The sequence below is a fragment of the Hymenobacter lapidiphilus genome, from assembly GCF_003417065.2.
GTDB lineage: Bacteria > Bacteroidota > Bacteroidia > Cytophagales > Hymenobacteraceae > Hymenobacter.
In genome coordinates, this window is the sequence record NZ_QVLT01000012.1 from 41,689 (window position 1) to 66,421 (window position 24,733).

19 protein-coding genes are annotated in these 24,733 nt (G+C 61.8%); 13 read left to right on the plus strand and 6 right to left on the minus strand.

Annotation, left to right across the window (positions count from 1 at the left end; genetic code table 11):
* The first annotated feature begins 108 nt into the window (after window positions 1–108).
* The 3 genes from D0N36_RS09055 (at window position 109) to D0N36_RS09065 (ending at window position 2,796) form a co-directional block, all read left to right on the plus strand.
* Window positions 109–492 carry a DUF6150 family protein gene (locus tag D0N36_RS09055; protein WP_242478856.1) on the plus strand — a complete coding sequence of 128 codons (384 nt, stop codon included), beginning with the start codon at window positions 109–111 and terminating at the stop codon, window positions 490–492.
* 172 nt (window positions 493–664) lie between these two features.
* On the plus strand, window positions 665–1,426 hold the full coding sequence (locus D0N36_RS09060) for an ABC transporter ATP-binding protein (protein ID WP_116941075.1): 762 nt from the start codon (window positions 665–667) through the stop codon (window positions 1,424–1,426).
* Window positions 1,402–2,796 carry a hypothetical protein gene (locus D0N36_RS09065; RefSeq protein ID WP_116941076.1) on the plus strand — a complete coding sequence of 465 codons (1,395 nt, stop codon included), beginning with the start codon at window positions 1,402–1,404 and terminating at the stop codon, window positions 2,794–2,796. Before D0N36_RS09060 ends, D0N36_RS09065 begins: the two co-directional genes overlap by 25 nt.
* Before the next feature lie 137 nt (window positions 2,797–2,933).
* Here D0N36_RS09065 and D0N36_RS19585 read toward each other — a convergent pair whose 3' ends face one another.
* Both D0N36_RS19585 and D0N36_RS09075 read right to left on the minus strand, forming a co-directional pair.
* Window positions 2,934–3,188: an OmpA family protein gene (locus tag D0N36_RS19585; RefSeq protein ID WP_242478857.1), complete on the minus strand. Its 255-nt coding sequence runs from the start codon at window positions 3,186–3,188 to the stop codon at window positions 2,934–2,936.
* A gap of 86 nt (window positions 3,189–3,274) precedes the next feature.
* Window positions 3,275–3,997, minus strand: coding sequence for a hypothetical protein (locus D0N36_RS09075; protein ID WP_116941078.1), 723 nt, complete (start codon window positions 3,995–3,997; stop codon window positions 3,275–3,277).
* A 173-nt stretch (window positions 3,998–4,170) separates the two neighbouring features.
* Here D0N36_RS09075 and D0N36_RS19945 point away from each other — a divergent pair, with 173 nt between their 5' ends.
* The 6 genes from D0N36_RS19945 (at window position 4,171) to D0N36_RS09100 (ending at window position 12,954) form a co-directional block, all read left to right on the plus strand.
* The gene (locus D0N36_RS19945) at window positions 4,171–4,635 is read left to right on the plus strand and encodes a 50S ribosomal protein L11 methyltransferase (RefSeq protein WP_262895309.1); all 465 of its coding nucleotides are present in this window, start codon (window positions 4,171–4,173) and stop codon (window positions 4,633–4,635) included.
* Window positions 4,605–5,006: a 50S ribosomal protein L11 methyltransferase gene (locus D0N36_RS19950; protein WP_262895310.1), complete on the plus strand. Its 402-nt coding sequence runs from the start codon at window positions 4,605–4,607 to the stop codon at window positions 5,004–5,006. The genes D0N36_RS19945 and D0N36_RS19950 overlap by 31 nt, the downstream gene beginning before the upstream one ends.
* Before the next feature lie 320 nt (window positions 5,007–5,326).
* Window positions 5,327–10,489 carry a hypothetical protein gene (locus D0N36_RS09085; protein WP_116941079.1) on the plus strand — a complete coding sequence of 1,721 codons (5,163 nt, stop codon included), beginning with the start codon at window positions 5,327–5,329 and terminating at the stop codon, window positions 10,487–10,489.
* Window positions 10,490–10,817: 328 nt separating this feature from the next.
* Window positions 10,818–11,198, plus strand: a complete 381-nt coding sequence (gene gcvH, locus D0N36_RS09090) for a glycine cleavage system protein GcvH (RefSeq protein ID WP_116941080.1) — start codon at window positions 10,818–10,820, stop codon at window positions 11,196–11,198.
* A gap of 21 nt (window positions 11,199–11,219) precedes the next feature.
* A complete protein-coding gene (locus D0N36_RS09095; RefSeq protein ID WP_147320810.1) occupies window positions 11,220–11,561 on the plus strand; it encodes a VanZ family protein in 342 nt (113 codons plus the stop codon).
* Between the two features lie 67 nt (window positions 11,562–11,628).
* A complete protein-coding gene (locus D0N36_RS09100) occupies window positions 11,629–12,954 on the plus strand; it encodes a M28 family metallopeptidase (RefSeq protein WP_116941082.1) in 1,326 nt (441 codons plus the stop codon).
* A gap of 234 nt (window positions 12,955–13,188) precedes the next feature.
* On the opposite strand, the gene D0N36_RS09105 is transcribed toward D0N36_RS09100, so the two are convergent.
* The gene (locus tag D0N36_RS09105; RefSeq protein ID WP_147320811.1) at window positions 13,189–13,734 is read right to left on the minus strand and encodes a hypothetical protein; all 546 of its coding nucleotides are present in this window, start codon (window positions 13,732–13,734) and stop codon (window positions 13,189–13,191) included.
* A 334-nt stretch (window positions 13,735–14,068) separates the two neighbouring features.
* Window positions 14,069–14,971: a YicC/YloC family endoribonuclease gene (locus tag D0N36_RS09110; protein ID WP_116941084.1), complete on the minus strand. Its 903-nt coding sequence runs from the start codon at window positions 14,969–14,971 to the stop codon at window positions 14,069–14,071.
* Window positions 14,972–15,123: 152 nt separating this feature from the next.
* Between D0N36_RS09110 and D0N36_RS09115 the strand changes: the two genes are divergently transcribed.
* From D0N36_RS09115 to D0N36_RS09130, 4 genes are all read left to right on the plus strand, one after another.
* Window positions 15,124–17,955 carry a TonB-dependent receptor gene (locus D0N36_RS09115; protein WP_116941085.1) on the plus strand — a complete coding sequence of 944 codons (2,832 nt, stop codon included), beginning with the start codon at window positions 15,124–15,126 and terminating at the stop codon, window positions 17,953–17,955.
* 233 nt (window positions 17,956–18,188) lie between these two features.
* The gene (locus tag D0N36_RS09120) at window positions 18,189–19,865 is read left to right on the plus strand and encodes a T9SS type A sorting domain-containing protein (protein ID WP_116941086.1); all 1,677 of its coding nucleotides are present in this window, start codon (window positions 18,189–18,191) and stop codon (window positions 19,863–19,865) included.
* Between the two features lie 180 nt (window positions 19,866–20,045).
* Window positions 20,046–21,284, plus strand: coding sequence for a glycosyltransferase (locus tag D0N36_RS09125; protein WP_116941087.1), 1,239 nt, complete (start codon window positions 20,046–20,048; stop codon window positions 21,282–21,284).
* A gap of 137 nt (window positions 21,285–21,421) precedes the next feature.
* A complete protein-coding gene (locus tag D0N36_RS09130) occupies window positions 21,422–22,672 on the plus strand; it encodes a lipopolysaccharide biosynthesis protein (protein WP_147320812.1) in 1,251 nt (416 codons plus the stop codon).
* A 49-nt stretch (window positions 22,673–22,721) separates the two neighbouring features.
* Here the strand turns inward: D0N36_RS09130 and D0N36_RS09135 are convergent, their stop codons facing one another.
* Both D0N36_RS09135 and D0N36_RS09140 read right to left on the minus strand, forming a co-directional pair.
* The gene (locus tag D0N36_RS09135; RefSeq protein WP_190242593.1) at window positions 22,722–23,543 is read right to left on the minus strand and encodes a class I SAM-dependent methyltransferase; all 822 of its coding nucleotides are present in this window, start codon (window positions 23,541–23,543) and stop codon (window positions 22,722–22,724) included.
* 94 nt (window positions 23,544–23,637) lie between these two features.
* Window positions 23,638–24,618 (minus strand): AAA family ATPase, encoded by a 981-nt coding sequence (locus tag D0N36_RS09140; protein ID WP_242478858.1) that lies wholly within the window; start codon window positions 24,616–24,618, stop codon window positions 23,638–23,640.
* Window positions 24,619–24,733: the final 115 nt, after the last annotated feature.

Here is a 24,733-nt window from a genome sequence, read left to right on the forward strand (position 1 = left end):
TGAGCTTCGTGCTTGGTTTGGATGAATTCGGTATCATTTATGAAGCTGCGCTTTTATACCCCACCCGAACACTGAGCACGAAGCTCAATCAACTAAGCACCAACTATCATGCTTTCCCCCCTCCTGCTTTCCGGACTGCTGGCGCTGAATCCGTTTGCTGCGCCGCCGCGGGTGCCGCTGGTAGCGTCGGCGGCCGTGCTGGGCTCCATTGACCCCTGTCGCATCTACGGCTCGGTGTATCTGGAGCGCGACCCCAGCCGCCGGAACTTCTGTTTCGCCACGGTGTATATCGAGCCAGAGGAGGCGTTTGCCGATTTGCTGGTGTACCCCGAAACCAACAAGCTGTTCGCCGACCGTGCCGGCCTTTGGTACCTAACCGAAGCCCGCGACTTTGCCGATTACGCCCTGTTCGTAACCGACAACCGCAACCTGGCCGACTTCTCGTTTCAGTACACCAAAGTGCGTAACTACGCCGGCTGCCGGCAGCGGTGAAATGCTGACTCGGTGAACCATCGCGAGGCGAAACCCGAACCCAGAAAAGCCCCCGACGTCGACACGGACGTTGGGGGCTTTTTGCTTTTTATTGATTTGCCGCTGGTGCTCTAACTTGCCGCTGCACCGGCGCTGGCCGCCGGATTAGCTACCGATGCGCAACTGCTAAACAATGGAATTAGAACTACGGAATCTGACCAAATCGTTCGGGCCGAAAACGGTGCTGAGGGACCTGACGCTGCGGGCCGAAACGGGGTATTGCGTGGGCGTGGTGGGCCGCAACGGGGCCGGCAAAAGCACCCTGTTTAATCTGCTGGTGAATGTACTGCTGCCCACTTCGGGCGACATTGTGCTGGATGGAGAAGTGCTGGGCGAAACGTTTCCGGTGGCCGTGAAGCGGCGTATCGGGGCGCTTATCAACCAAGGCCACCTCGTCGAGCAACTGACGGCCGAGGAGTACCTGCAGTTTGTGGCCCGCATTTACGAGCTGCCCGACGCGGCGCCGCGCATCGCGAGCCTGCTGGGGCACTTGCTGGAGGAGTTCGACCAGGTGCGCCACAAGCAGCTAAGCGCGTTTTCGACCGGCATGAAGCAGAAAGTGGCCGTGGCCGCCTGCCTGCTGCATCGCCCCGAGCTGCTGATTCTGGACGAGCCGCTCAACGGCCTCGACGTGTTTTCGGCCGAGCGGGTGCTGGCGCTGCTGGGCAGCTACCGGCCCCAGGCGCTCACGTTCATCTCCTCGCATAACCTGTCTCACCTCGAGAAGATTGCCACTCACCTACTCATCATCGACGAAGCCGAAGTGAAGTTCTGGGGCACTATGACCGAGTTCATGGCCGGCCGCGAAACCATCCTCTCCGATGCGCTGCTGCAGCTGCTGGCCCCCACCACATCCACCCACGACCTCACATGGCTCACGCATCAGGCCAGCTAGGCCACTTTCTGCCCTACCTGTTGGGCCGGCAGCTGCGGGCTACCTTCTGGCCCTCGGCGGGCGAAACCCGGGCGGTTGTCGTACTATTCGGGTTGCTGACCGCCGCTTATGGACTGGGCGTAGGCTACCTGCTCAACCATGCCGGTACTATGCCCGCCGGCATGCTACCCAAACTGCTGGCCGGCATCAACTCTTTGCTTTTCGCCGCAGTTTTGCTGGCTGACTTTTTACCCTCCTATCGGGCCGTGCAAAGGCTATTGCCCGAGCCGATGCCGGTATCGGCCCGCCTGAACGTAGTAACGGCCTTCGTGCTCGATTTGGCGTCGATTAGGCGGGGCCTGTTGTTGTTGTTTGTGCTGCTAGTACTCGCCGTGGCACCCACTTTCTGGCGGCCGCTGGGCCTGAGCCTGCTGGTGTGGCTGAGCGCAGCCGGCCTGAGTTTCAACCTGCGGTTGCTGCTATCGGTGGGGCGCTGGCGGCATCCGCTGTTCTGGCTGAACCTGCTGTGTCTGGGCACGGCGGTGGCCTGGCTGAACCGGGAATTTGCGGCTGATGCCGGCGCCCTGACTAATTGGCTGGCCGCGCTGGCCGTAGCCGGGCCGCTGCTGCTGTGGGCGGCGGCGCTGTACTTGGTGGCGCCCCGCTTCAGCGCCCGCTATATGCCCGACCAGGCCGAGGTGCTGCCTATCGGCAGTGGGTGGCTGGCCCGCCTCTCGCCCGAGTGGAAGCTATACCTGCACAAAACCCGGCCTGCCCTGCTGATGGGACTGGCGATAAAGGTAATTTTTCTTGTCTTTTGCGCTTACATGCTCCACAGCAACGACAACAAAGAAGTGGCTATCCGCCCTCTGTTCTATTTTGCTTTTTTGCCAATTGTAGGCTTTACCTACATCAACAACAATTTACTGGGCTACATCTGGACGGCGGCGGCTAACGAACTGGAGCGTCTGGGCCTAACCCGGCGTCTGCTGACGCTGTATCTACGGCTCGCCGTGCCAATCATGCTGGCTGAATGCCTAGTTTCCGCCGTTTTTCTGTTGGTTTTGTTTCCGCGCTTCATGTGGCACCACTTGCTGCTGTTGCCTTTGGCCGCTGCGCCAGCCCTGGCGCTGGGCCTCTGGGGCAGCTTTGCCAAGCCGAAGCCAGTGCGCGAGGCCATCACGTTCAGCACCATGCGCCACAACGCCTCTACGCTCATCAACATTATCACTATGCTAACCGCTGCCGCCCTCTATTTCATGCCCTGGTGGTGGGCGCGGGTGGCGCTGGCGGCGGCAGTTACACTCTCGGCAATAGTGCCCGTACGTCGCATCCTCAGCAACCACGGCCCCACTCGCCGCCGGCTCTGGCAGGCCCTCATGCACGCCTGATTCTATGTCCTACTGATAATCACAAAGCCCCTGACGTCCGCACGGACACCAAGGGCTTTGTGATTACAAGGCTTTTGCACTCGGAGTACCGAGTACCTCCGCATTACTTGAATTTAAGCATTCACCAGCGCCCGCATTCACCGTTTCACCAACTCCACGCGGCGGTTCTGGGCGCGGCCGGCTTCGGTGGCGTTATCGGCCAGGGGCTGGGTTTGGCCGAAACCAGCCGCCTGCAGGCGCCCTGCGCTGATACTGGCGGCGGTGAGGGCGGCCACGACTGACTTGGCCCGAGCCTCGGACAGTTGCTGGTTGTGGGCGGTCGTGCCCTCGTTGTCGGTGTGGCCCTGCACGGCCAGACGTAGCGGAGGGCTTTGCTCCAGCAGCTTCTGCACTTCAGCCAAAACGGTCTGGGCATCGGGGCGCAGGGTAGCCTTATCCGTATCGAAATTCAGGTAGAGCGCGACGTGGCCATCCGCCGCTAGTTTTTTTTTAAGTCGGCGGCGGGCTGCACGGTGGTTAGATTGGGCATCACGGCTTTCTCCACTACATCCATCCCGTAATCGCCTCCCGACTGGCTGTTGAGCTGCACCCATACCTCTTTATCCTTCTGGCGAATGAGGTATGTATCACTGGCATCGTTGTCATTGGTGCCGAATCCCCTATGCTTATAAAACTCGTCGTTCCCGATTTTATCGACGGATTCCCTCGGGATTATGCCTGTCCAAACCTTAACTGCTCCTAACTCTTTAAGCTGGTTTTCAAGGTTGCGGTCAATCGCCAGCTCAGATACGGTTTTGCTATTTCCATCCGACCGATCCACATCAAACAAGCGGCGCGATACCTTCCCTTCAATGGGCAGCAGGGTTTTTCCGTCGTACACATAGGCCCGCTCGAAATCGTACTCTTTGCTATTGCTGGTATTGAGGGTGAAGCCTTTGAGCCCGGCGATGTACGGAAACCGCCCCAGATTGGCCGTTGAAATGGGCACCGTCGTGACATCGAACGCGGCAGTAGAAGCAGCTGCTTCGGGCGATGTAGCCGCGGCGGCAGTTTCAGGTACTATTGGAACTTCCGTGCGCGTCGTTTCAGTCGTGGTAGTTACGTCGGTGGCCGTTTCGCCGGCCGTGTCTTTGCTGCCGCAGCCGGTAAGCAGCGGAGCCAACAGGGCGGCGGACAATAGGTGGCGCAGGGAGTGCTTCATAGGAGAGAGGGGAGTTACTGGCTCAAATGAAAGAATATTTCTATAAACAAATACTTGCATCCTTTTTCCGACCAACCGGGCCGGGTCGGAAAACGCGCTTTTTGCCCGACCTTTGCCGCTTCTGCCCGGCAGCCCCTGCCAGCTTCTTACTCTATAAACTTCGCACCTCCCCCATGGATTACGTTGAACTGCGCGTGCAAGCGCCCCGCGAGCTGGCCGACATACTGGTAGCCGAGCTGGCCGAAGTGGGCTATAATACTTTCGAAGACAACGACGAAGGCTTCTGCGCCTACATCGACGAAGACCAGTTTTCGCCCGACGATGTGGCCGAAATCATGGCCCGCTATCAGGGCCAGGGCGAAGTCGAGTTCGACCACCGCATCATCACCCGCCAGAACTGGAACGCCGAGTGGGAGAAGAACTTCGAGCCCCTCGTTATTGCCGAGCACGTATCGGTGCGGGCGCCCTTCCACCCCGCCCGGCCCGATCTGGCCCACGACATCGTGATTATGCCCCGCATGTCGTTCGGCACCGGCCACCACGACACCACGGCCCTGATGCTCACCAACCAACTCGACGTAAACCATCAGGGCAACGGGTGCTTGATATGGGCTGCGGCACCGGCATTCTGGCCGTGATGGCCGCCCAGCTCGGCGCGGCCTCGGTGCTGGCCGTGGATGTGGAGCCCTGGACGGCCGAAAATGCCGCCGACAACGCCCGCGAAAACAACGTTGAAAGCACCGTGGAGGCCCGCCTGGGCGACATTACGGCGCTTGAGGGCGAGGAGCCGTTCGACATCATCCTGGCCAACATCAACCGCAACGTGCTGCTCGACGATATGCCGGCCTACGCCCGCTACCTCCGGCCCGGCGGCCCCATCCTGTTCTCGGGCTTCTACGAGGAAGACCTGGCCCAGATCCGGGCCGCCGCCGAGCAGGCCGGCTTCCGCTACGAAAGCCACCGCGTCCAGAATCACTGGGTGTCGGCCATTTTCCGGCAGCCGGCGTAAGGCGCAGGCCCAAACGCAGAAATCCGTTTTGCCCGACACCGGGCGAAACGGATTTCTGCGTTTGGGGCGCTTCACAAGCGGGTGGCTATCAGAATATAAGTAAAATTGGGAAGAGTAGGAATGTATGTAGGCGGCCGGCCGACAGCACCGGAAAGTGCTGGCTTTTACCGAAATTGTAGGCGGTTAGCTGACTTAATGCGCGAAAACCCTGCCAGGGTCTATGCGCAGGGCTGCCGGCAAGAGTACAATTTCAGCGGTATGCGCCGGTTGCCGGCCGGCCCGGCTTATTTATGGTTGCTTTGACGAAGACGCTACACACTATGAAGCAGGTTGCTTTCACTTGGGTTTGGATGCTGCTGCTAAGCCTGGGGCTGGTGGCCCCGGCGCTAGCCCAGCAAAAACCGGCCCCGGCCGCCAAACCCGGCGCGCCCGTGGCCGCACCGGTGCCGCCCAAGTTCACGGGCAAGTTCAGCTCGGAGCCCGAGCAGTTTATGGTGGATGTACAGGCCCTGATGGCTACCACCAACAACGCCGCCGCCAAAGCGGCCGGTACGCGCCTGCAGCAGGTGTGGGCCAGCAACCGCCTCACGGCCACCCAGCAGCGCTATATTGTGTCGCTGAGCCAGTACATGCTGGCGCGCAAGCTGCGGGCGCGGCCCCACTTCGAGGATTTCTTTACGGCCATTGCCGCCGGGGCGCTGGTGCAGAACCTGAGCGACGACCAGATGACCCAGCTGCTGAATGCCGTGGGCAAAACGCTGGAGAAGGATTCGCCGGCTGATGCCGCGAAGTTTGTGGCCACGGCCGCCCAGTTCCTCGATACCAAGTTTCTGCACCGCTCCCGCTACAGCTCGCTGCGCGCCGTAGGCGGGCAGTTCCGCTTCGCCTACAACGCCACCGACCTGCCGCCGCTGGCGCCTGCGGCCACCCCGGCGCCGGCCGCACCCGCGGCCCCGGCTGCCAAAGCCAACCCTAAAAATGCCGGCTGGGGCAATGAAGACCCCTGGGCCACCGACGATGCACCCGCTAAAAAGGGGGCCAAACCAGTCGACTCGGGTTGGGGTGACGCGGGCGCAACCTATGCTGCCGGCTACGTAACCCCACCTACCCGCGGTGCGGTTATCATGCTCGATAACGCCGATTTGTTTCTGATTACGGCTTCCGATTCGGTATACATTGCCAAAACCAGCGGCGTAGTGGTGCCGGCCCAGAACCGCTTTGTGGGCTATGGCGGCACGTTTGCCTGGGAGGTAAACGGCAACCCTGCCTCGGCCGCCCTGGCCAGCTTCGACTTCGATATCAGCAAGGCCGAGTTCATGGCCAACCCCGTAACGCTCACGTATCCGGCCGTGCTCGAGAATCCGGTGCAGGGCTGGCTGGCCTTTAAAAGCGTGCAGCGCAAGGCCGGCGACAAAAAGGATACCGGCTATCCGCGCTTCATCTCGACCACCAACGACGCCCGCGTAAAGAACATCGGCGACAATATCCGCTACTTCGGGGGTTTCTCGCTGGCGGGCACCCAGGCCCTGTCGTCGTCGCTCGACGGCTCGCTGTCGCACATTATTGTGGATGTAGCGGGGCAGCCCAAGTTCCGGGCCTCCTCGCGCTCCTACCAGCTGGGCGACTCGCTGATTACTGCCCAGCACGCGGCCATTTCCATCTTCCAGGGCAAGAGCGACTCGGTTACGCACCCCGGCGTGAAGCTCAAGTACAACAAGAGCACCCAGCTGCTGCAGCTCACCCGCGAGCAGGGCCTCTACAAGAACACGGCCTACTACGACTCCTACCATCAGATGGAGATTACGACCGAGCTGCTGAGCTGGCCGGTTCGTACGCCTTTCATCGATTTTTCGATGCTGACGGCCAAAAACCAAGTGGCCGCCGGCTTCGAGTCGAAGGAATTTTACACCAACACCCGCTACCAGCAAATCAAGACGATCAACAAGCTGCACCCACTGCAGATGATGGTGGGCTACAGCCTCGAAAACGGTAACAAACGGCTGTTTACGGTGCAGGATGTAGCCAGCTTCCGCAAGCTGAAGGTGGAAAACGTGCGCGCCGTGGCTTCCGGCCTGGCCCGCGACGGCTACGTGGGCTGGTATCCGCAAACCGACCAGGTAGTGCTGCTGCCCAAGGCCATGCACTACGTGAACTCCTCGCGCGGCAAGAAAGACTACGACCACATTTCGCTGAAAAGCCTCTCGCCTTCGGGTAAAAACGCCACCCTCGACCTGAACTCCAACGACCTGATTGTGCGGGGCGTGGACCGTTTCAACTTCTCCGACGACTCGGTAACGGTATTCGTGAAACCGGATTCGAGCATCGTCCGGATTCAGAAAAACCGGGGCGTGCTGTTCAACGGTACGGTGGTGGCCTCGGCTTTCATTTTCAAGGGCAAGGAGTTCAAGTTCGATTACGACGGCTTCTACATCGATCTGGCGAAGATTGACTCCATTATTGTGAAGGGCAAGGGCACGAAGGGCTCGGTGATGCGGGCGCGCAAAGACCCCGACTGGGCCCTGACCAACAAGGGCCGGACCTCGACCGGCCGGCTTTACATCAACGCACCCAACAACAAATCGGGCCGTAAGAAACTCGGGGCCTATCCGTCGTTTGATGCCAGCACCGGCGCCTACGTGTTCTTCAACAAGCCCGAGGTGCTGGGCGGCGCCTACGACACCACGCTGTACTTCGACATCCCCCCCTTCAAACTCGACTCGCTTAACAACAAAAACCGGGCGGCGGTGGGCTTCAAGGGCACCTTTGTGTCGGGCGGTATCATGCCCGATTTCAAAACCAAGCTCAGCATGCAGGAAGATGGCTCGCTGGGTTTCGTGTATGATGTACCCAAGGCCGGTTTCCCGCTCTACGGCACCAAGGGCACGCTCTACAACAAAGTCAGCATGAGCAACCGGGGCCTGCAGGGCATCGGCAACATCAAGTACCTGACTGGCAACTTCAGCAGCGACGAGTTCATCTTCTATAAAGACTCGGTGGTGACGGTGGGCAAATCGGCCAGCATCCTGCCGGGCCCGCTGAGCGGTACCGAGTTTGCGAAGGTGGATCTGCTGCCCGGCTACCAGATGAAGTGGGCCGTGCGCCAGGATTCGATGTACCTGACCAGCCAGCCTAAGGGCGAGGCATTCCGCATCTACGACGTGGCCTACGGCTTCCGGGGCACGCTCACGTACTCGCCCGGTGGCCTGCACGGCAACGGCGCAATGGACGGGCCGCAGTCGTTTGTGCGCTCCACGTCCTTCCGGTTCAAACCCACCCAGTACAGCGGCCAGCAGGCCACGTTCAACATCAAGTCGGCCGAAGTGAACAAGCCGGCCCTGACGGCCAACAACGTAAACTTCGTCTACGACCTGAAGGCCGGCAGCACCGAGTTTGCCCGCGAATCGTCGGACAACAAGTCGAGCATCGATTTGCCCTACTCCGATTACCGCACCACGCTTTCGGGCGGCAAATGGGATTTCAAAAAGAAGCTCGTGCAGCTGCGGGTGGCCCCCGGGGCCGATTCGTCGCGTTCCTACTTCTACAGCACGCTGCCCGAGCAGCAGGGCCTCAAGTTCCAGGCCTCCACGGGTCAATACGATTTGAGCCGCTACCAGCTGGTGGCCGGCGGCGTACCGCGCATCGCGGCCGCCGACGCCTGGATTGTGCCTGACTCGAACCGGGTGTACGTGCTGCCCAACGCCCGCATGCGCGAATTCAAGAACGCGGGCATTGTGATGGACACGCTGCGGAAGTACCACCAGCTGTACCAGGGCCAGATTCGGGTGCTTTCGCGCACGGCCTTCAGCGGTAACGCCCTCTACAACTACAAAACCTCGGCCGACTCGTTCGCCATCAAGTTCGCCAGTTTCCGGGTCGACTCTATGGCCACGGCCGTAGCCATGAACACCGGTGGCAAGAAGGGCGGCGGCTTGCTAAAGCGCGGCCCCGACCCCGGCGATGCGCCGGTTTCGCCGCCCACGCTGGCCGTGGCCACTATTGCGGCGGCCGACAAGTTCAACCTGGCCCCGCGCATTGGCTTCCGGGGCGGGGTGAAGATGAACTCGCAGAAAAAAGGCTTTTCGTTTGATGGTCAGGCCAAGCTCAACTTCGTGAAGGCGGCTTCGGCTTCCGACTGGTTTGCCGTGCAGGACACCATCGACCCGCAGCGCATCCGCATCAGGTTGAGCGAGCCCAAGGACGAAAGCGGCACCCCCATGCTCTCGGGCCTGTTTCTGTCCGAAAGCACGGGCAAAGTGTACCCGCTGTTTGTGGCCACCAAGCCCGGCGTAACCGACATGAACCTGTTTACGGTGGATGGCACCCTGAGCTACGACCAGCGCCGCCGCCAGTACGCCATCAGCCGCCACAACTACACCGACCCCGACATGTACGAGGGCTCGGTGCTGACGCTGCAGGACTCGACCGGGGCGCTGAATTTCCGCGGTAAACTCAGCTTTATCAACTCCAACAAAGATTACACCCTCACGGCCGCCGGCTTGGGCTATGCCAAGCCCGACAGTGCCATTTACGACATCGATACGTTTATGGCCTTCGACATCAACCTGCCCGAGAAGGCGGTGGAGGCCATGGCCCAGGACCTGGCGACCGGTGCCCGCGGCAACCCTGAGGCCCTGAATACCGCTTCGGGCCAGCTCTACAAAATTGGGGAACTGGCGGGAAACGCGGCTGCCCGCGACTACGCCACCCGCAAGAGTGGGGCGCTGTCGTTGCAGAAGCTCTCGGCCAAATTTCTGCACACCCTGGTGCTCAACCAGGTAAACATGCGCTGGGATGAGAAGCGCCGGGCCTGGTACTCGGTGGGCAAAATTGGCCTGGTGAGCGTAGGTAAGAAGGACATCAACGCCATGGTTGACGGCTATATCGAAATCAAGCGCGAAAGTACCGGCGACGCGGTAGACATTTACCTGGAGGCCGAGCCCCGCACCTGGTACTACCTTAAGTACACCAACAACGTGATACTGGCCAAGGCCCAGCACGGCTCGTTCGACGAAATCATCGGCCTGAAGGCCAAAGGCGACTACAACACGGCCACCGAATATGGCTTCTACCTCGGCGACGAGCAGGAGGTGCAGCTTTTCCTCAACCACTTCCGCAAAGACTACCTCAACGAAACCACCAAGCGCCGACTGGACGTAACCCAGCCCCAGCCGACCGGCAACTTCGACTTCATGGAGGACACGGGCAAGAAAAAGAAGAAGAAGAAAAACGACCCCGTGGATGATGTGATGCAGGATACGCCCCCTCCGGCCGAAGAAACCGGCCGCAAAGGCCGCAAGCAGAAAGCCGACCCCGCCGCCGACACCCCACCGCCCGCCGCACCTGCGGCCGCCCCGGCCGATGACACCGGCAAGAAAAAGAAAGCGGTAGAAGCCACGCCGCCCGCCGACGAACCCCCGGTAGAGGATTCGAAGAAAGAGAAGAAGCGCAAGAAGAAAGCCGGCGACGACCCCTTCGCCGATTAACCAAAAAGGCCCGTAAGCTAAGCTTACGGGCCTTTTTAGCAGAGTATTGGCCGCTCTGATTTCGGGGCTACAGAGCAAGGCATTTGTGCCATACAGCCCGGTTTTAGGAGGATAATCTCGCTACCTGCAGCATCCTCATGATTACAGCACCAGAATCTGTTATCAATCTAAGCTTACGAAAACGCTGTAGATCCTCCGAAAATACAGGATGACAATTGGTTTTCAGCAACGCCACAGTTCCCAGACCCCTAATCTCCCCATTAACCTGTACTTTTGAAGCGGCGCGCGGCGCGCCTCGCTTTTCAGTTCATTCCCTAAGCACCATCCCATGAATCTGCCCGCCTCCCTGAAGTATTCCAAAGAGCACGAGTGGGTCCGCGTTGAGGGCGACGTGGCCTACATCGGCATCACCGAACACGCCCAGAAAGAGCTCGGCGACATCGTGTACGTCGACATCGACACCGTTGACAAAGAGGTATCCCAGAACGACGTGTTTGGCACCGTAGAAGCCGTTAAAACGGTTTCCGACCTGTTCAGCCCCCTCAGCGGCACCGTGCTCGAAGTAAACGACAAGCTCGACGGCAGCCCCGAGCTGGTGAACTCCGACCCCTACGGCGACGGCTGGATTATCAAACTCTCGATAAGCGACGCCTCCGAGCTGGAGGGCCTGCTCACGTCCGAAACCTACGGTGAGCTGGTAGGCGCCTAAGCGCCGCTCCTGCCGTTGGTTTTGCCTTCCGCAACGCCGCCCACGCCGCGTCGGCGCCCTCTGGTAGGGCTGCCGCTGGCGTGGGCGGCGTTTATTTTGGTGAGCACCCTTGCGCCCGCCGCCGACATGCCCGTTACGCCCCGCTGGGAGTTCCTCTCTTTCGACACGGCCGCCCACGCCGTCGTGTTCGGGGTGTTCACGGTGCTGGCCACCTTCTCGGCCCGGCGGCAACGGTGGTTGGAGTGGCTGCGGGCGCAGGCGTTCAGCCTCGTGCTGGGGCTGGCCGTGGGCCTGGGCGCGCTGGTCGAAGTGCTGCAGCACCTGCTGGCTATGGGCCGCCACGGCGAGTGTCCGACCTGTTGAGCGACGTGCTGGGCGCGGCGGCCGGCACGGCCTTCATGTGGTTTACCCGCCGTTGCTGGCAATAAGTATGTATCTGAATCGAACCCGTACTTTTTCCGCCGCCCGGCCCCTGGCGGCCCTGGGCCTGCTGCTCGGCAGTGCGCTGGCCCGGCCCGCTCCGACAACGGCGCAGGACATGGCCCGCGTCCGGCAGACGATTGCCCGGCTCACGGCCCCCGACCTGCACGGCCGGGGTTACGTAAGCGGCGGCGAGCAGCGGGCCGCGGCCTACCTGCAGGGCCGTTTCCGCGACTTGGGCCTGCAGCCCCTCGCCCCCGACTACTACCAGTTCTTCACGCTGCCCGTCAACACCTTTCCCGGCCGCGCCGAGCTGCGCGCCGACGGCCAGCCGCTGCGTCCCGGCCTCGATTTCATTGCTGCACCCAACTCGGGTCCCGGCGAAGTGCGCGGCCCGGTGTACCGGCTCGATTCCCTGGTTTTCGCGCAGCCTGCGGCCCGGCAAAAGCTGCTGGCCACGCCGCTGGCAAAGGCGGTGCTGGTGCTGACTCAGGCCCAGGCCGGGCGGCTAACCGAACTACCGCCTGTGGTGCAGGCGCACCTTGCCACGGCCGGCGCCCAGCTCACGCTGGTGCCCGGTAAGCTAACGGCCAGCATAGCCGGCGAGCAGGCCCCTCGGCCCCGGCTGGAGGTGCGGGCCGCCGCCTGGCCCGCCGCTGCCCACACCGTGCGCCTGCGCCTCGATGCCCGCCTGCGGCCCGCCTACCGCACCCAGAACGTAGTCGGTTACTTACCCGGCACCGCCCGCCCCGATTCGTTCGTGGTGGTATCGGCGCATTATGACCACCTGGGCCGCCTAGGGCGCGACACCTACTTCCCGGGGGCCAACGACAACGCCAGCGGCGTAGCTATGCTGCTGGAGCTGGCCGCCCACTATGCCCGGCCCGAAAACCGCCCGGCCTACTCCATTGCCTTCCTGGCATTTGGGGCCGAGGAGGCCGGGTTGGTTGGCTCGCGCTACTTCGTCGAGCACCCGCTACTACCACTGCCCGCCATTCGGGTATTGGCCAACCTCGACCTGCTCGGCACCGGCGAGGAAGGCCTTATGGTGGTGAACGGACGGGTATTTGAGGACCAGTTTGCCCGCCTGCAGCGCCTTAACGCGGCGGGCGGATACGTGGCCTCGCTGGCAGCCCGGGGCCAGGCCGCCAACTCCGACCACTTCCCCTTCTCAGAGCGCGGCGTACCGGCCCTGTTCTTCTATACCCGCGGCGGTATTGCCGCCTACCACGATGTGCAGGACCGGTCTGAAACCTTGCCCCTCACGGCCTTCCGCGCCGTTTTCGGTTTGTTGCGCGACTTTCTGAACGGCGCGGGCGCAACTCCTGGTAAGTGAGGTTATGAAAAGTAAGTTGGCTGTCATTCTGAGCGGAGTGAAGAATTTCGTGGACCAAAGCACTTCCTGACAACAAGGATTACCATTGCCCGCGAGACTCTTCGCTCCGCTCAGAATGACACCCGTCTCATAGCAAACTCTCACTACCCCCAGAAGCACTTCACCCGGAATCTGCCTTGCGGCAAACTCCGGGTGAAGTGCTTCTGGGGGTAGATGCCGACGGGCGGCAGCAGTTTAGCTGTTGCTCTTGAACGAGCCCATGATCTGTTTGGCTACGTTCTCCCACTCCGGCTTCTGACGGTCGGCGCAGGTGAAGGTGCACATCAGCAGCTTGCCTTCCACATCGGTGAAGAAGATGAAGGTGTAGGACTCGCGGCCCAGCTCCGGCTTCATAAGCTCGAGGTAGCCCACTTTGCGGCCACTCACTTCCTTTACGCCGTGGCTGAACCAAGTAGCACCCTTGTACTGCTTGGCGTAGATCTTATAGAAGTTGTCGTGGTACATGTCCATCATGTCCTGATCCGCCGTGTTATCGGTGTAGGAAAAGGCCAGGCTAACTTCCTTATTATTGGTGTAGATGACGCTCGGACGGCTCTGCGACTTGGCGTAGTTGAAGTCCATCTGCTCCTCGCTCATCACATCAAACCCCTTCGGGATGAGGATTTCGACCCGCTCACTCAGAACGCGTTTTTTGATCAGCTCTACCTCGGCAAAGGGACGGGCTGCCATCAGCAGCACCATCAGGAAGAGTACAGGTAAGGTAAGTAGTGCTTTTTTCATAGAAGTAGGCTGAAAAAAGGTGGGTTGCGAAGTGAGGAAATCCAGCGGGAGGGCATTTGCCGGGCTGCTTGGATAACACAATTTACGATGAAAAACTTAAAGTGCAAGTTATTTACAGAAAACAACCTGACACCCGACTCTATACAGGTTCCTTTTTATTAGAAAATCCCGCTTTGGAAGCAGTATGGATAGATTATGAGCCTAATATGATTTTTACATTATTCCAGCTAATGCCAGGAAAAGTTCAAGTATATATCAAGAACAACCTATGCATGATAATATTCTTAAAATTACATTCGGCACCTACGAGAGCAGCCCTAATCCGGTTTGAGTGCTAGAGTATATTGTTGATCTGCTCCTTGATTTTCTCCAGTTCCTCCTTCATACTCACTACCAAATGCTGCATGGTCGAATCGTTGGCTTTAGAACCGATGGTATTTATCTCCCGACCAATTTCCTGCGAAATAAACGCTAATTTCTTGCCCGTGGGTTCGGGTAGGTGGGCCGTTTCGATGAAGTAGCGCAAATGGTTGCCCAACCGCACCTTTTCCTCGGCAATGTCAAGCTTCTCGATATAGTGCAGAATCTCCTGCTCGAAGCGGATGCTGTTGAAATGCTCGTTGGCCGAGATGTCGGCCAGGTGGCTTTGCAGGCGCTGGCGGACCTGCGCGACGCGGCTGGGGTCGTGGCGCTCCACCTCGGCCAGCAGCCGGCTGATGTGCTCCACGTAGCCCAGGATTTCGGTGGTGAGGGCCCGACCCTCGGCGCGGCGGAACTCGTGCAGCCGCTCCAGCGCCTCGTGCAGCAGCGGCAGCAGCTCGTCCCAGCTGGTTTCGGTTTCCAGGGGCTCGGCGGCGGCGGTAGTATCGGCGGCGGGCAGGCGCAGGGCCCCGGGCAGGGCGTGGGCCACGGCCGTTACCTGATCGAAGGACAGGCCGGTGCGCAGGCTTAGGGCCTGCAGCTCCTGGCAGGCGGCCGTGAGGGCGGCCTCATTCACAATGGAGCCGCTCATGCCCGTAGCGCGGGGCCGCGTAAAATCAAGGCTCAGGTTGACTTTACCCCGCACCAGACTCTTGGCCAGCAGGTTGCGAATCTCTAGCTCCTTGTCCTGCAGAAAGCGAGGCAGGCGCAGGGTGAGGTCGAAGCTTTTGGAGTTGAGCGACTTGATTTCGACGGTGGCGGCGTAGTGGTCGGTTTCGCGGGTGGCGATTCCGTAGCCGGTCATGGACTGGAGCATGGGTAGAGACAGGGGCTGATTCGGGCCGCAAAAGTAGGTCTTTCGGCGGGTAGATGCGTGGCGGGCCGCGACAGTAACATAAACATAACGGCGGCGCAATATTAGCATAACAGGCTCAGGGTACTTTTGTACAACCCCTTTTCGAGCCTTGTATGCAACGCACGCTTATCCTGTTTTTCCTGCTGCTGACCAGTTCCCTGGCCTGGGCCCAGCAAGCCACGCTGAGCGGAACAATTCGCGATAAAAAAACCGGCGAGGGCGCCATCGGGGCCACCGTTATCATAACGGGTACCACCCAGGCCGCCCCGGTGGAGCTCGATGGCACGTATCGGCTCGTGGCCGCGCCGGGCACCTATACTATCAGTGTGCAGTCGATTGGCTATAAGCCGCTCACTTTCCCGGGCATCGTGCTGCGCGAGGGGCAGACCACTACGCTCAACGGCGCACTCGAAGAAAGCAGCCAGACGTTGAGCGAAGTGGTGGTGACGGGCCAGAAGCAGACCGGCACCGAGGTAGCGCTACTTCAGGATTTGAAGAAATCGGAAGTGGTGGTGAGCGGCATGAGCAGCGACCAGATTGTGAAGACGCTGGACCGCGACGCGGCCGAAGTAGTGAAGCGTATTCCGGGCGTTACCATCCAGAACAACTCGTTTATCGTGATTCGGGGGCTGGCTGAGCGCTACAACACCGTGCTGCTCAACGACGCCATCACGCCTTCGTCGGAGGTGGATACGCGCTCCTTCTCGTTCGATATTCTGCCTTCGTCGGTGATTGACCGGATTCTGATTTTCAAATCGGGCGCGCCGGAGCTGCCGGGCGAATTCGGCGGCGGTGCCGTGAAAGTGTACACCAAGAACTCGGTGCTCGAAAACACGACCAGCCTGTCGGTATCGGCCTGGCACCGGGCGGGCACCACGTTTAAAAGCGGCTACCAGCAGAGCCCGCAGCGCAGCAGCACCCAGTGGGCGGGCTACGATGGCGGCGAGCGGAAGATGCCGACCACCATCGGCTCCGAGCCCTACGACAGCCAGAACCCACTCAGCGACGCCCAGCTGCTGCAGGCCGCCCGCGCCCTCGATAATAACTGGAAGCCCCGGCTGAGCACGGCCCTGCCCGACCTGCGGGCCTCGTTGGGCCTGACGCGCAAGTATGAGCTTGGACAAGCCCAGCTGAGCAACGTAACGTCGGTGTCGTACTCGAACACGCACCAGCAGTACCAGGTGCAGCGGCAGCGCCTGGAAACGGGCACCGGCAACTACATCTACAACTACACCGACGAGCAGGCCCAGACCGCCAGCCGGCTGGGCGTGATTCATAACTGGCAGGTGCGCCTCAACGACTACCATCGCTTGGAGTTGCGCAACTTCCTCAACCAATACGGCACCGACGAGGTAACCCACCGCACGGGCGTCGATTTTGCCCAGGGCGGCGACGGCCGGGCCCGCGACAACCACGCGCTGCACTACCAGAGCCGCACGATTTACTCGGGCCAGCTGGCCGGCACCCACGAGCTGGGCGCGGCCAAGAACTCGACCCTGACCTGGCAGACGGGCTACAACTACGTGTTCCGCAACGAGCCCGACTACCGCCGCTACCGCACCGGCAGCGACGTGCCGCTGCCCGGTGACCCGACCCCACCTTTCCAGGTTGAAATCAGCCAGATTGGCTCGCAGCAGGATGTATCGTCGTACTACTCGCGGCTGCGCGAGGACACCTACATGGGCAGCGGGCAGTGGGAGCAGCGCCTGAGCGGCCGCGACACCACCCGCGAAAGCCAGTACAAGCTGCGGGCCGGTTTCTACACCGAATACAAGGAGCGCAGCTACGCCAGCCGCTTTTTCTCCTTCGTGCCGGCCCGGCCGGCGCGCTTCAACTACGACCTGCTGCAGCTGCCGATTGAAACAATTTTCTCGCCCGAAAACATTGACCCCAGCAGCGGCTTCACGCTGCGCGAAGGCACCGGCGACGAAGACAGCTACCGCGCCGATAACCTGCTGGCCGCCGGCTACCTGAGCGCCGTGGCGCCGGTATCGGGCAAGTTCAGCGTGTCAGGCGGGGTGCGGATGGAATACAACCGCAAGTTTCTGCGCTCGGGGCTGGCCAGCGCCGCGCCCTACGAGGAGCAGCGCACCTTCTTCCTGCCCTCGCTCAACAGCACCTACAACTTCAACCTGCGCAGCCTGCTACGGCTGGCGGGCAGCGTTACGCTTAATCGCCCCGAGTTTCGGGAGGTGGCCGGCTACGCTTACTATGACTTCAACAACAACGCCCTCATAAAGGGCAACCGCGACCTGCGCACGGCCAAAATCTATAATGCCGACCTGCGCTACGAGTTCTATCCCACCAAGGCCGAGCTGCTGTCGGTAGGCGTATTCTACAAGAAATTCAACGACGCCATCGAGCAGGTAACCGGCTCGACGACCGGCAGCGCGCTGGAGCTGGGCTTCGTGAATGCCCGCAGCGCCTACGACGTGGGCGTGGAGGTGGAGGCCCGCAAAGGCCTGGCCGACATCACCGAAAACAAGTTCTTGCAGCACTTCGCCTTCGTGCTGAACGCCTCGCTGATTAAGAGCCGGGTAACGCTGAGCGACGATGAGCAGGTAGCCGGCAACCTCAACCAGCGGGCGTTGCAGGGCCAGTCGCCCTACGTGGTGAACACGGGCATTTTTTACCAGGATGACGCCCGGGGCTGGCAGGTTTCGGCGCAATACAACGTCATCGGGCCGCGGATTCTGTTCGCCAGCAGCAACACCCAGAACTTCACCATTTTCGAGCTTTCCCGTCACGTCATCGACCTGGCAGCCACCAAAAGCGTGGGCCAGCACCTGAGCGTGCGCGTGGGCATCCAGGACCTGCTCAACCAGTACACCCGCCAGTACTACGACTCGAACCGCGACGGCAAAATTTCCTCCGCCGATGGGGGCGCGTTTGCCCGCTTCCGCCGCGGCCAGTACTCCACCGTGGGCCTGACTTACCAGTTTTAAGTAGGGGCGGGGCTTGCCCCCGCCCGCCGTTCGTGCCGTCGAACAGAACCGTTGAAACGGTGCGAATGGCGGGCGGGGCAAGCCCCGCCCCTACATCGTTCAGCCTTCCGGCAAAACGCAACCTTTCGGTAACCTAATGATAACGGCCCGCTAACGCCCCCGCGCTGCCAGCGCAGGACCTTTGCCAGGTAAGAAATCCACTCATTTTTACCTCACCCCTTTTCCTTGTTGCTATGAAGAAGATTGTACTCTCGCTGGCGCTGGCCGCCGCTGCCGTTACCGGCGCTGCTTCCGCTGCGCAGGCCCAGACAACCTGCCCCGTGGCCCCGGCTCCGGTAGTGGTAGAAGGCTCGATTACGACCAATACCACCTGGACGGCCGACAAAGTATACCTGCTCAAGGGCTTCGTGTTCGTGGAAAGCGGCGCCACGCTCACCATCCAGCCGGGCACCATCATCAAGGGCGATAAGGCCTCGAAGGGTACGCTTACCATCAAGCAGGGAGCTAAAATTGAGGCCCGCGGGACGGCGGCCAAACCTATTGTATTTACCTCTAACCAGGCCCCCGGCGAGCGGGACCGGGGCGACTGGGGCGGCCTGATTCTGGCCGGCAAGGCCCCGCAGAATATTCCGGCCGCCCCCGGCCAGCCCCTACCCAAGCTGGAAGGCGGCCTGACGCCCGACACCTTTTTCGGTGGCACCGACCCCAACGACAACTCGGGCGTGCTGCAGTATGTGCGCATCGAATTTCCGGGCATCGCCTTCACCACCGACAACGAAATCAACGGCCTGACGCTGGCCGGCGTGGGCGCGGGCACCACGCTCGACCACATTCAGGTTTCATACTCCGGCGACGACTCTTTTGAGTGGTTTGGCGGCACCGTGAACGCCAAATACCTGGTAGCCTTCCGCGGCACCGATGACGAGTGGGATACCGACAACGGCTTCGCGGGCAAGGTGCAGTTTGGCGTGGCCCTGCGCGACCCCAACATCGCCGACGTATCGGGCTCCAACGGCTTCGAGTCGGACAACGATGCCAACGGCTCGGCCAACAGCCCCCAGACGGCCCCGGTTTTCTCCAACATCAGCAACTTTATTGCGCCCACTACTGGCACGCTCAACAGCAACTACAAGCGCGGCCTGCACATCCGGCGCAACTCGGCCCTGAGCTTGTACAACTCGGTTATCTCGGGCTACCCAGTGGGTTTGCTGCTTGATGCTTCGGCCAGTGAAGGCAACGCCGCCAGTGGGGCGCTGCAGCTGCGCAACAACGTGTTTGCCGGCTTCGCCGATGCCCGCGTAGCCAACGTGGTAACGGGCAGCACGTTTGACGCCAAGAAGTTTCTGACCGACAATGGCAACGACCTGACCTCGACCGTAGCCGACCTGAACCTAGCCATCGATAATTTCAACCTGACCAGCCCTTTCTTCCAGCCCAAAGCCGCCTCGAAGCTGGGAACCGGGGCCGCCTTCACGGGTAAGGCCGCCGATGCATTTTTCGATAAGGTGAGCTACCGGGGAGCCTTCGCGCCGGAGGGCACCACTGGCCCCAGCACCGGCAACTGGGCCGCCGGCTGGACCAACTTCAACCCCCAGATAACCTGCTACAACGCCCCTGGCCTCACGCTGGCCACCAAATCGGCCTCCGACCAGCTCCAGCAGCTGGCCGTGGTGCCCAACCCCAGCACTGGCCCGGCCGAGTTGCGCTTCAGCCTGCGCCGCGGTGCCACGGCCACCGTGCAGGTCTTCGACCTCACCGGCCGCCAGGTAGCCACCGTGCTGGCCGACGGCCAGCTGCGCGCCGGCGACCAGGCCCTGCGCCTGCCCGCCAACCTGAAGGCCGGCGTGTACATGGCCACGGTTACAACCAGCGAAACCAGCCAGTCGGTGCGCTTTATAGTGGTGAAGTAGCGGCTGCTTAATTGTAATTATGGAGGTGACGTATCCGTAGATGGACCCTGTTTACTAATTCAGAATTTGCGCTGCTAACTTATACTTACTTATTTATTCGAGCCGGCTGCCCAAGGGTAGCCGGCTTTTTTATGCCACTGCGGCCGGCGCACTGTTGCAGCTTGGCATAACTTCGTACCCGTGTCTGCTTCCTCTTTGCCCCTGCCCCCATTACGCGTTCTGCACTTGCCCAAGTGGTATCCGCACCGCTACGACGACCAGGATGGCGACTTTGTGGCCCGGCACGTGGCCGCTATTGCCACCACCGACACGCCGCGGCAGCCCTTGCAAAGTGCGGTGGTGTTTGCAGCCGTGGCGCGGGGACCACTCAGCAGTGTTATCGAAAGCGACATTGACCTAAGCGGCCCGGTGCCCACCTGGCGCTACTACTACCGCGCCCACCTTATAGGTATAGCGCCGCTGGATAAGCTGCTGAAGCTGGGTTTGTGGCTGGTATGCATGGGCAAGGGCTGGCGGGCCGTACGGCGGCACTGGCAGGGCCAGCGGCCCGATATCGTACATGCCCATATTATGCTGCGCACCGCGGCGTTGGCGCTGGCACTGAAGTGGCGCTACCGGATTCCGTACCTGATTACCGAAAACTGGACGGCCTTTCTGCCGGTGAATGCCCACCGGCTACGCTGGTGGCGGGGCCGGCTGGCCGGGCTGTTGGTGAGCCGGGCCGCCGCTTTCACCCCTGTTTCCGACGACCTGAAACGGGCTCTGGAGCGGCTGGGCGGCCGGGCCCGGCAAACCGTCATCATCCCCAACGTGGTGGATACCGACCGGTTCGGGCTGCCTGCTGAGGCCGGCCAGCGCCGGGGTCTGCTGAATGTAGCCGCCTTCAACGAGCAGGCCAAAAACCTGAGCGGCACACTGCGCACCGTGGCCCGGCTGCGCACCAACCACCCCGAGCTACACCTGCACTTGCGCATTGCCGGCTACGGTCCGGCCGAAGCACAGCTGCACCAGCTGGCCGCCGAGCTGGGTTTGCTGGCCGATGGCACAGTGGAGTTTCTGGGTAAGCTGACCTCGGAGCAGGTAGCCGCCGAAATGCGCCGGGCCCAGGCCTTCGTACTGTTTTCCAACTACGAAAACCTGCCCTGCGTCCTGATTGAGGCCCAGGCTAGCGGCCTGCCCGCCGTGGCTACCCGCGTGAACGGCGTGCCCGAGCTGCTGCCGCCCGACGGTTCGGCCGGCCTGCTGGTGGCGCCCGCCGACGAGGAGGCCCTTTATGCTGCTCTGCTGGAAGTGCTGCAGGCCCCGGCCGGCCGCTTCAACGAGCAGCAGATGCGCGCAACGGCCCTGGCCCGTTTCAGCTACCCGGCCGTGGGTGCCGCTTTCCGGCAGGTGTACGCGGGCATCAGGCGCAACAAGTAGCCCCGGCTTCGGCAGAGCATCCGTTGCGCGAAGCCGCCGGGGCGGCTTCGCGCTGAATGACGTTCTTGCGGCCGCCCCCCACTCTGGTCCAACTCCATCTTCCCACCGGCCGAATTCCTATTATGCTGCGCCGCGTTGTGCAAAATTTTGCTGCCCGCCTGGCTACGGCTCTGCTCAGCTTCGGGGTGGTGTGGCTGACGGCGCGCTACCTGGGCGCGGCAGGCCGGGGCGCAGTCAGCCTGTTTGTCACCGACTGCGCGGCCATCCTGCTCTTTATCGGGCTGCTGGGCGGCTCTTCCCTCATTTACCTGGCCCCACGCCGCAACCTCTGGCACCTGTTGCTGCCGGCCTACGGCTGGGCAACGCTGGTGTGCGCGCTGGGCACGGGGACGGTGGCGCTGTTGCGGCAGCCGGAGCCCGCGTACCTGCTGCATCTGGGGCTGCTAAGCTTGTTGCAGGCCCTCTTCTCGATAAACACCGCCCTGCTGCTGGGCCGCCGGCGCGAGGGCACATACAACCTGCTCACGCTGGTTCAGGTGGCACTGCTGGCTGGGGCGCTGCTAGCGGCCTTCTGGGCCGGGGGGCGCTTGGTGGCTGTTTACACCTATTACTACGCCGCCTATCTGGCCTTCGGGCTGCCACTGCTGCTAAGCCTGGTGCCGCTGCTGCGCCTGCCCGACCCACGCCGCCGCCAGGGCCGGCGGCTGCGGGCCACCACTCGCGAGCTGGCTCGCCACAGCCGGGGGGCGCATTTCTCCAATATGCTGGCCTTCGCCAACTACCGCCTCGGCTACTACTTCGTGGCCTATTTTGCTGATGCCCGGGCCGTGGGGGTTCTTTCGGTGGGCGTGGCCCTCATGGAAGCCATCTGGCTGATTCCGCGCAGCGCGGCTTTGGTGCAGTACGTCGATTTGGTAAACACGCCCGGAGGCGGCCCGCTACCCGAATCGGCGTTGCGGGTGGGGCGGCTGGCGGTGCTGGGTACGGCCGCGGCGGTGCTGGTGCTGGTAGCCGTGCCCCCGGCCGTACTCACGGCCGTATTCGGCCGCGAATTCGGCGCCGCACAAACGGTGATGCGGCTGCTGGCCCCCGGCTCGGTCATGATGGCCGTGCAGATGCTCATCAGCAGCTATTTTGCCGGCCGCGCACAGTACCGCATCAACAACGCCGCCGCCCTGGCCGGTCTGGTTCTGACTTTGACCGGAGGACTGCTGCTGATTCCGCGCCTGGGCATTGAGGGTGCGGCGCTGGCCTCCACGCTCTCCTACACTGCCTCCACGGCCTTTCTGCTCTGGCACTTCCGCCGGGCCACGGGCCTGGGCATCACCGCCTTCCTGCCCGGCCCCACCGACATCACCCGCGCCTGGCAGCTCCTGCGGAGCCGGTAATGCTCCGCGCCTGGTCGAAGCACTTCTTCCTCAGGATAACCGGCCTCATTTACTTGCTACCAGCCACCCGCACCGTTACCTCAAAGGCGGGCACCGGGTCGGCCAACGGGTTGGGCGGCTGAGTGGGCAGCGGCACAGGTAAATACAGGGCGCAGAGCGTGTTTTCGACCTGCGTGAGCTGGCCCGGCGCAGCGGCCGGCAACCCGTCGAGGATGCCCGCCAGCACCTCCCAGCGAGGCTGGCCCGGCTGGCGGCTGGCATCGTGCCACACCACCACCGTTTCGGGCCCCACCAAATGCTCGAACACCCGCCGCGTATCCGTACGCACGGCTTCGTAGCGGTGGTCGCCGTCAATAAAAACCAGGTCAAAGTGTCCCAGCGCAGCTAAATTGTAGGTGGCGGAGTTCCCGTGCAGGTGCGTGACGTTGGGCAGGGGGCGCGAGAAGTAACCGTGCAGCTCGATGTAGCGCTCCGGCAACCCCAGCGCCCGTAGCTCGTCAGCCGCCAGATTCAACGTGTGCACCTCGGCGGCCACGGCTGCTACGTTGGCCGCACTCTCGCCCCGCCACGTCCCGATTTCAAAGTACCGGCAACCGGGCTTGTTACGGGCCAGGGCCCGCAGCAGGGCCAGGTCGGTGGGCAGCGAGCCTCCGTCGCGGAAGGCGAAGGGCGTAACGGTTTCGCCGGTGGCGGGCAGCAGCATAGTCAGCGGCACCACTGGCAGGCCCGCCGCGGTTGTGCCCCAACGGCCCGCATGGCGCAGGGTCCGCGCCCGCCAAGCGGTTTCGTCGGCGGCCAGCACGTGGTTGAGCAGCCAGGGGTTGCGAAGCAGGCTCCCGAGCCCGCGCAGGGTTTTGCTGAGCTTAGACAAAAGGTGTGTTAGTGAAATGGTGAGTGTGGGCATTTCAGCCACTCGGCCAGAAAAGTAGTCGGCGCTTACTTGTGTTGTCCGTGCCGGCTCACCTCTAGCTAATTGGCACCTTGCGCAGGATGGCCTCAATCATGTCCTGGGTGCGGACGCCATCGGCCTCGGCTTCGTAGTTGAGCAGAATGCGGTGGTTGAGCACGTCGGCGGCCACGTCTTTGATGTCTTCGGGCAGCACATAGTCGCGCTCATCCAGAAACGCCACGGCCTTAGCGGCGCGGTGCAGCGCAATGCTGGCCCGCGGGCTCACCCCAAACTGCAGGTACTGCTGGAACTCGGGCAAATCGTACTCAGCCGGCTTGCGGGTGGCAAACACCAGCTCGATGATGTACTTCTCCAGCGTCTCCGAAATCTGCACCTGGTTGATCTGGTGGCGGATGCCGAAGATATCATCGCGCGTAAGCACCGGGCGCACATCGTCGGCGTAGCTCAGGTTGGCCATGCGCCGCATCACCTCCAGCTCGTCGGTTTTCTTGAGGTAGTCGACATGCACCTTCAGCATGAAACGGTCGACCTGGGCCTCGGGCAGCGGGTAGGTGCCCTCCTGCTCCACCGGGTTCTGGGTGGCCAGCACCAAAAAGGGCAAATCGAGCGGATAGGTGGTTTCGCCGATGGTTACCTGCTTTTCCTGCATGGCTTCGAGCAAAGCACTCTGCACTTTGGCCGGGGAGCGGTTCACCTCGTCGGCCAGCACCAGGTTGGCGAAAATCGGCCCCTTTTTCACCTCAAACTCCGAGCGGCTCTGGTTGTAAATCATGGTGCCCACCAAATCGGAGGGCAGCAGGTCGGGCGTAAACTGCACGCGCTGGAAGTGCAGGTGCAGTACCTTGGCCAGCGTGCTAACCGTCAGGGTTTTGGCCAGGCCCGGCACGCCTTCGAGCAGCACGTGGCCGCCGGTAAATAGCCCAATCAGAAGCCGATTCACCATGTACTGCTGACCCACCACCACCTTGCTCATCTCAGCAAACGCCTGCCTTATTTTCTGCTGGTAATCGTCGGAAGAAAGCATTGCGGAAGACATAGTCACGGGGCGGCAAGCGGAAGTCAGGAGCTTAAAGGTAGAAATTTGGCTTCGTTCGGACCCGGCCCGCTGTTGCAATTCCGACCCAGCCGCTCGCTAAACGAAAAAGCAGCCC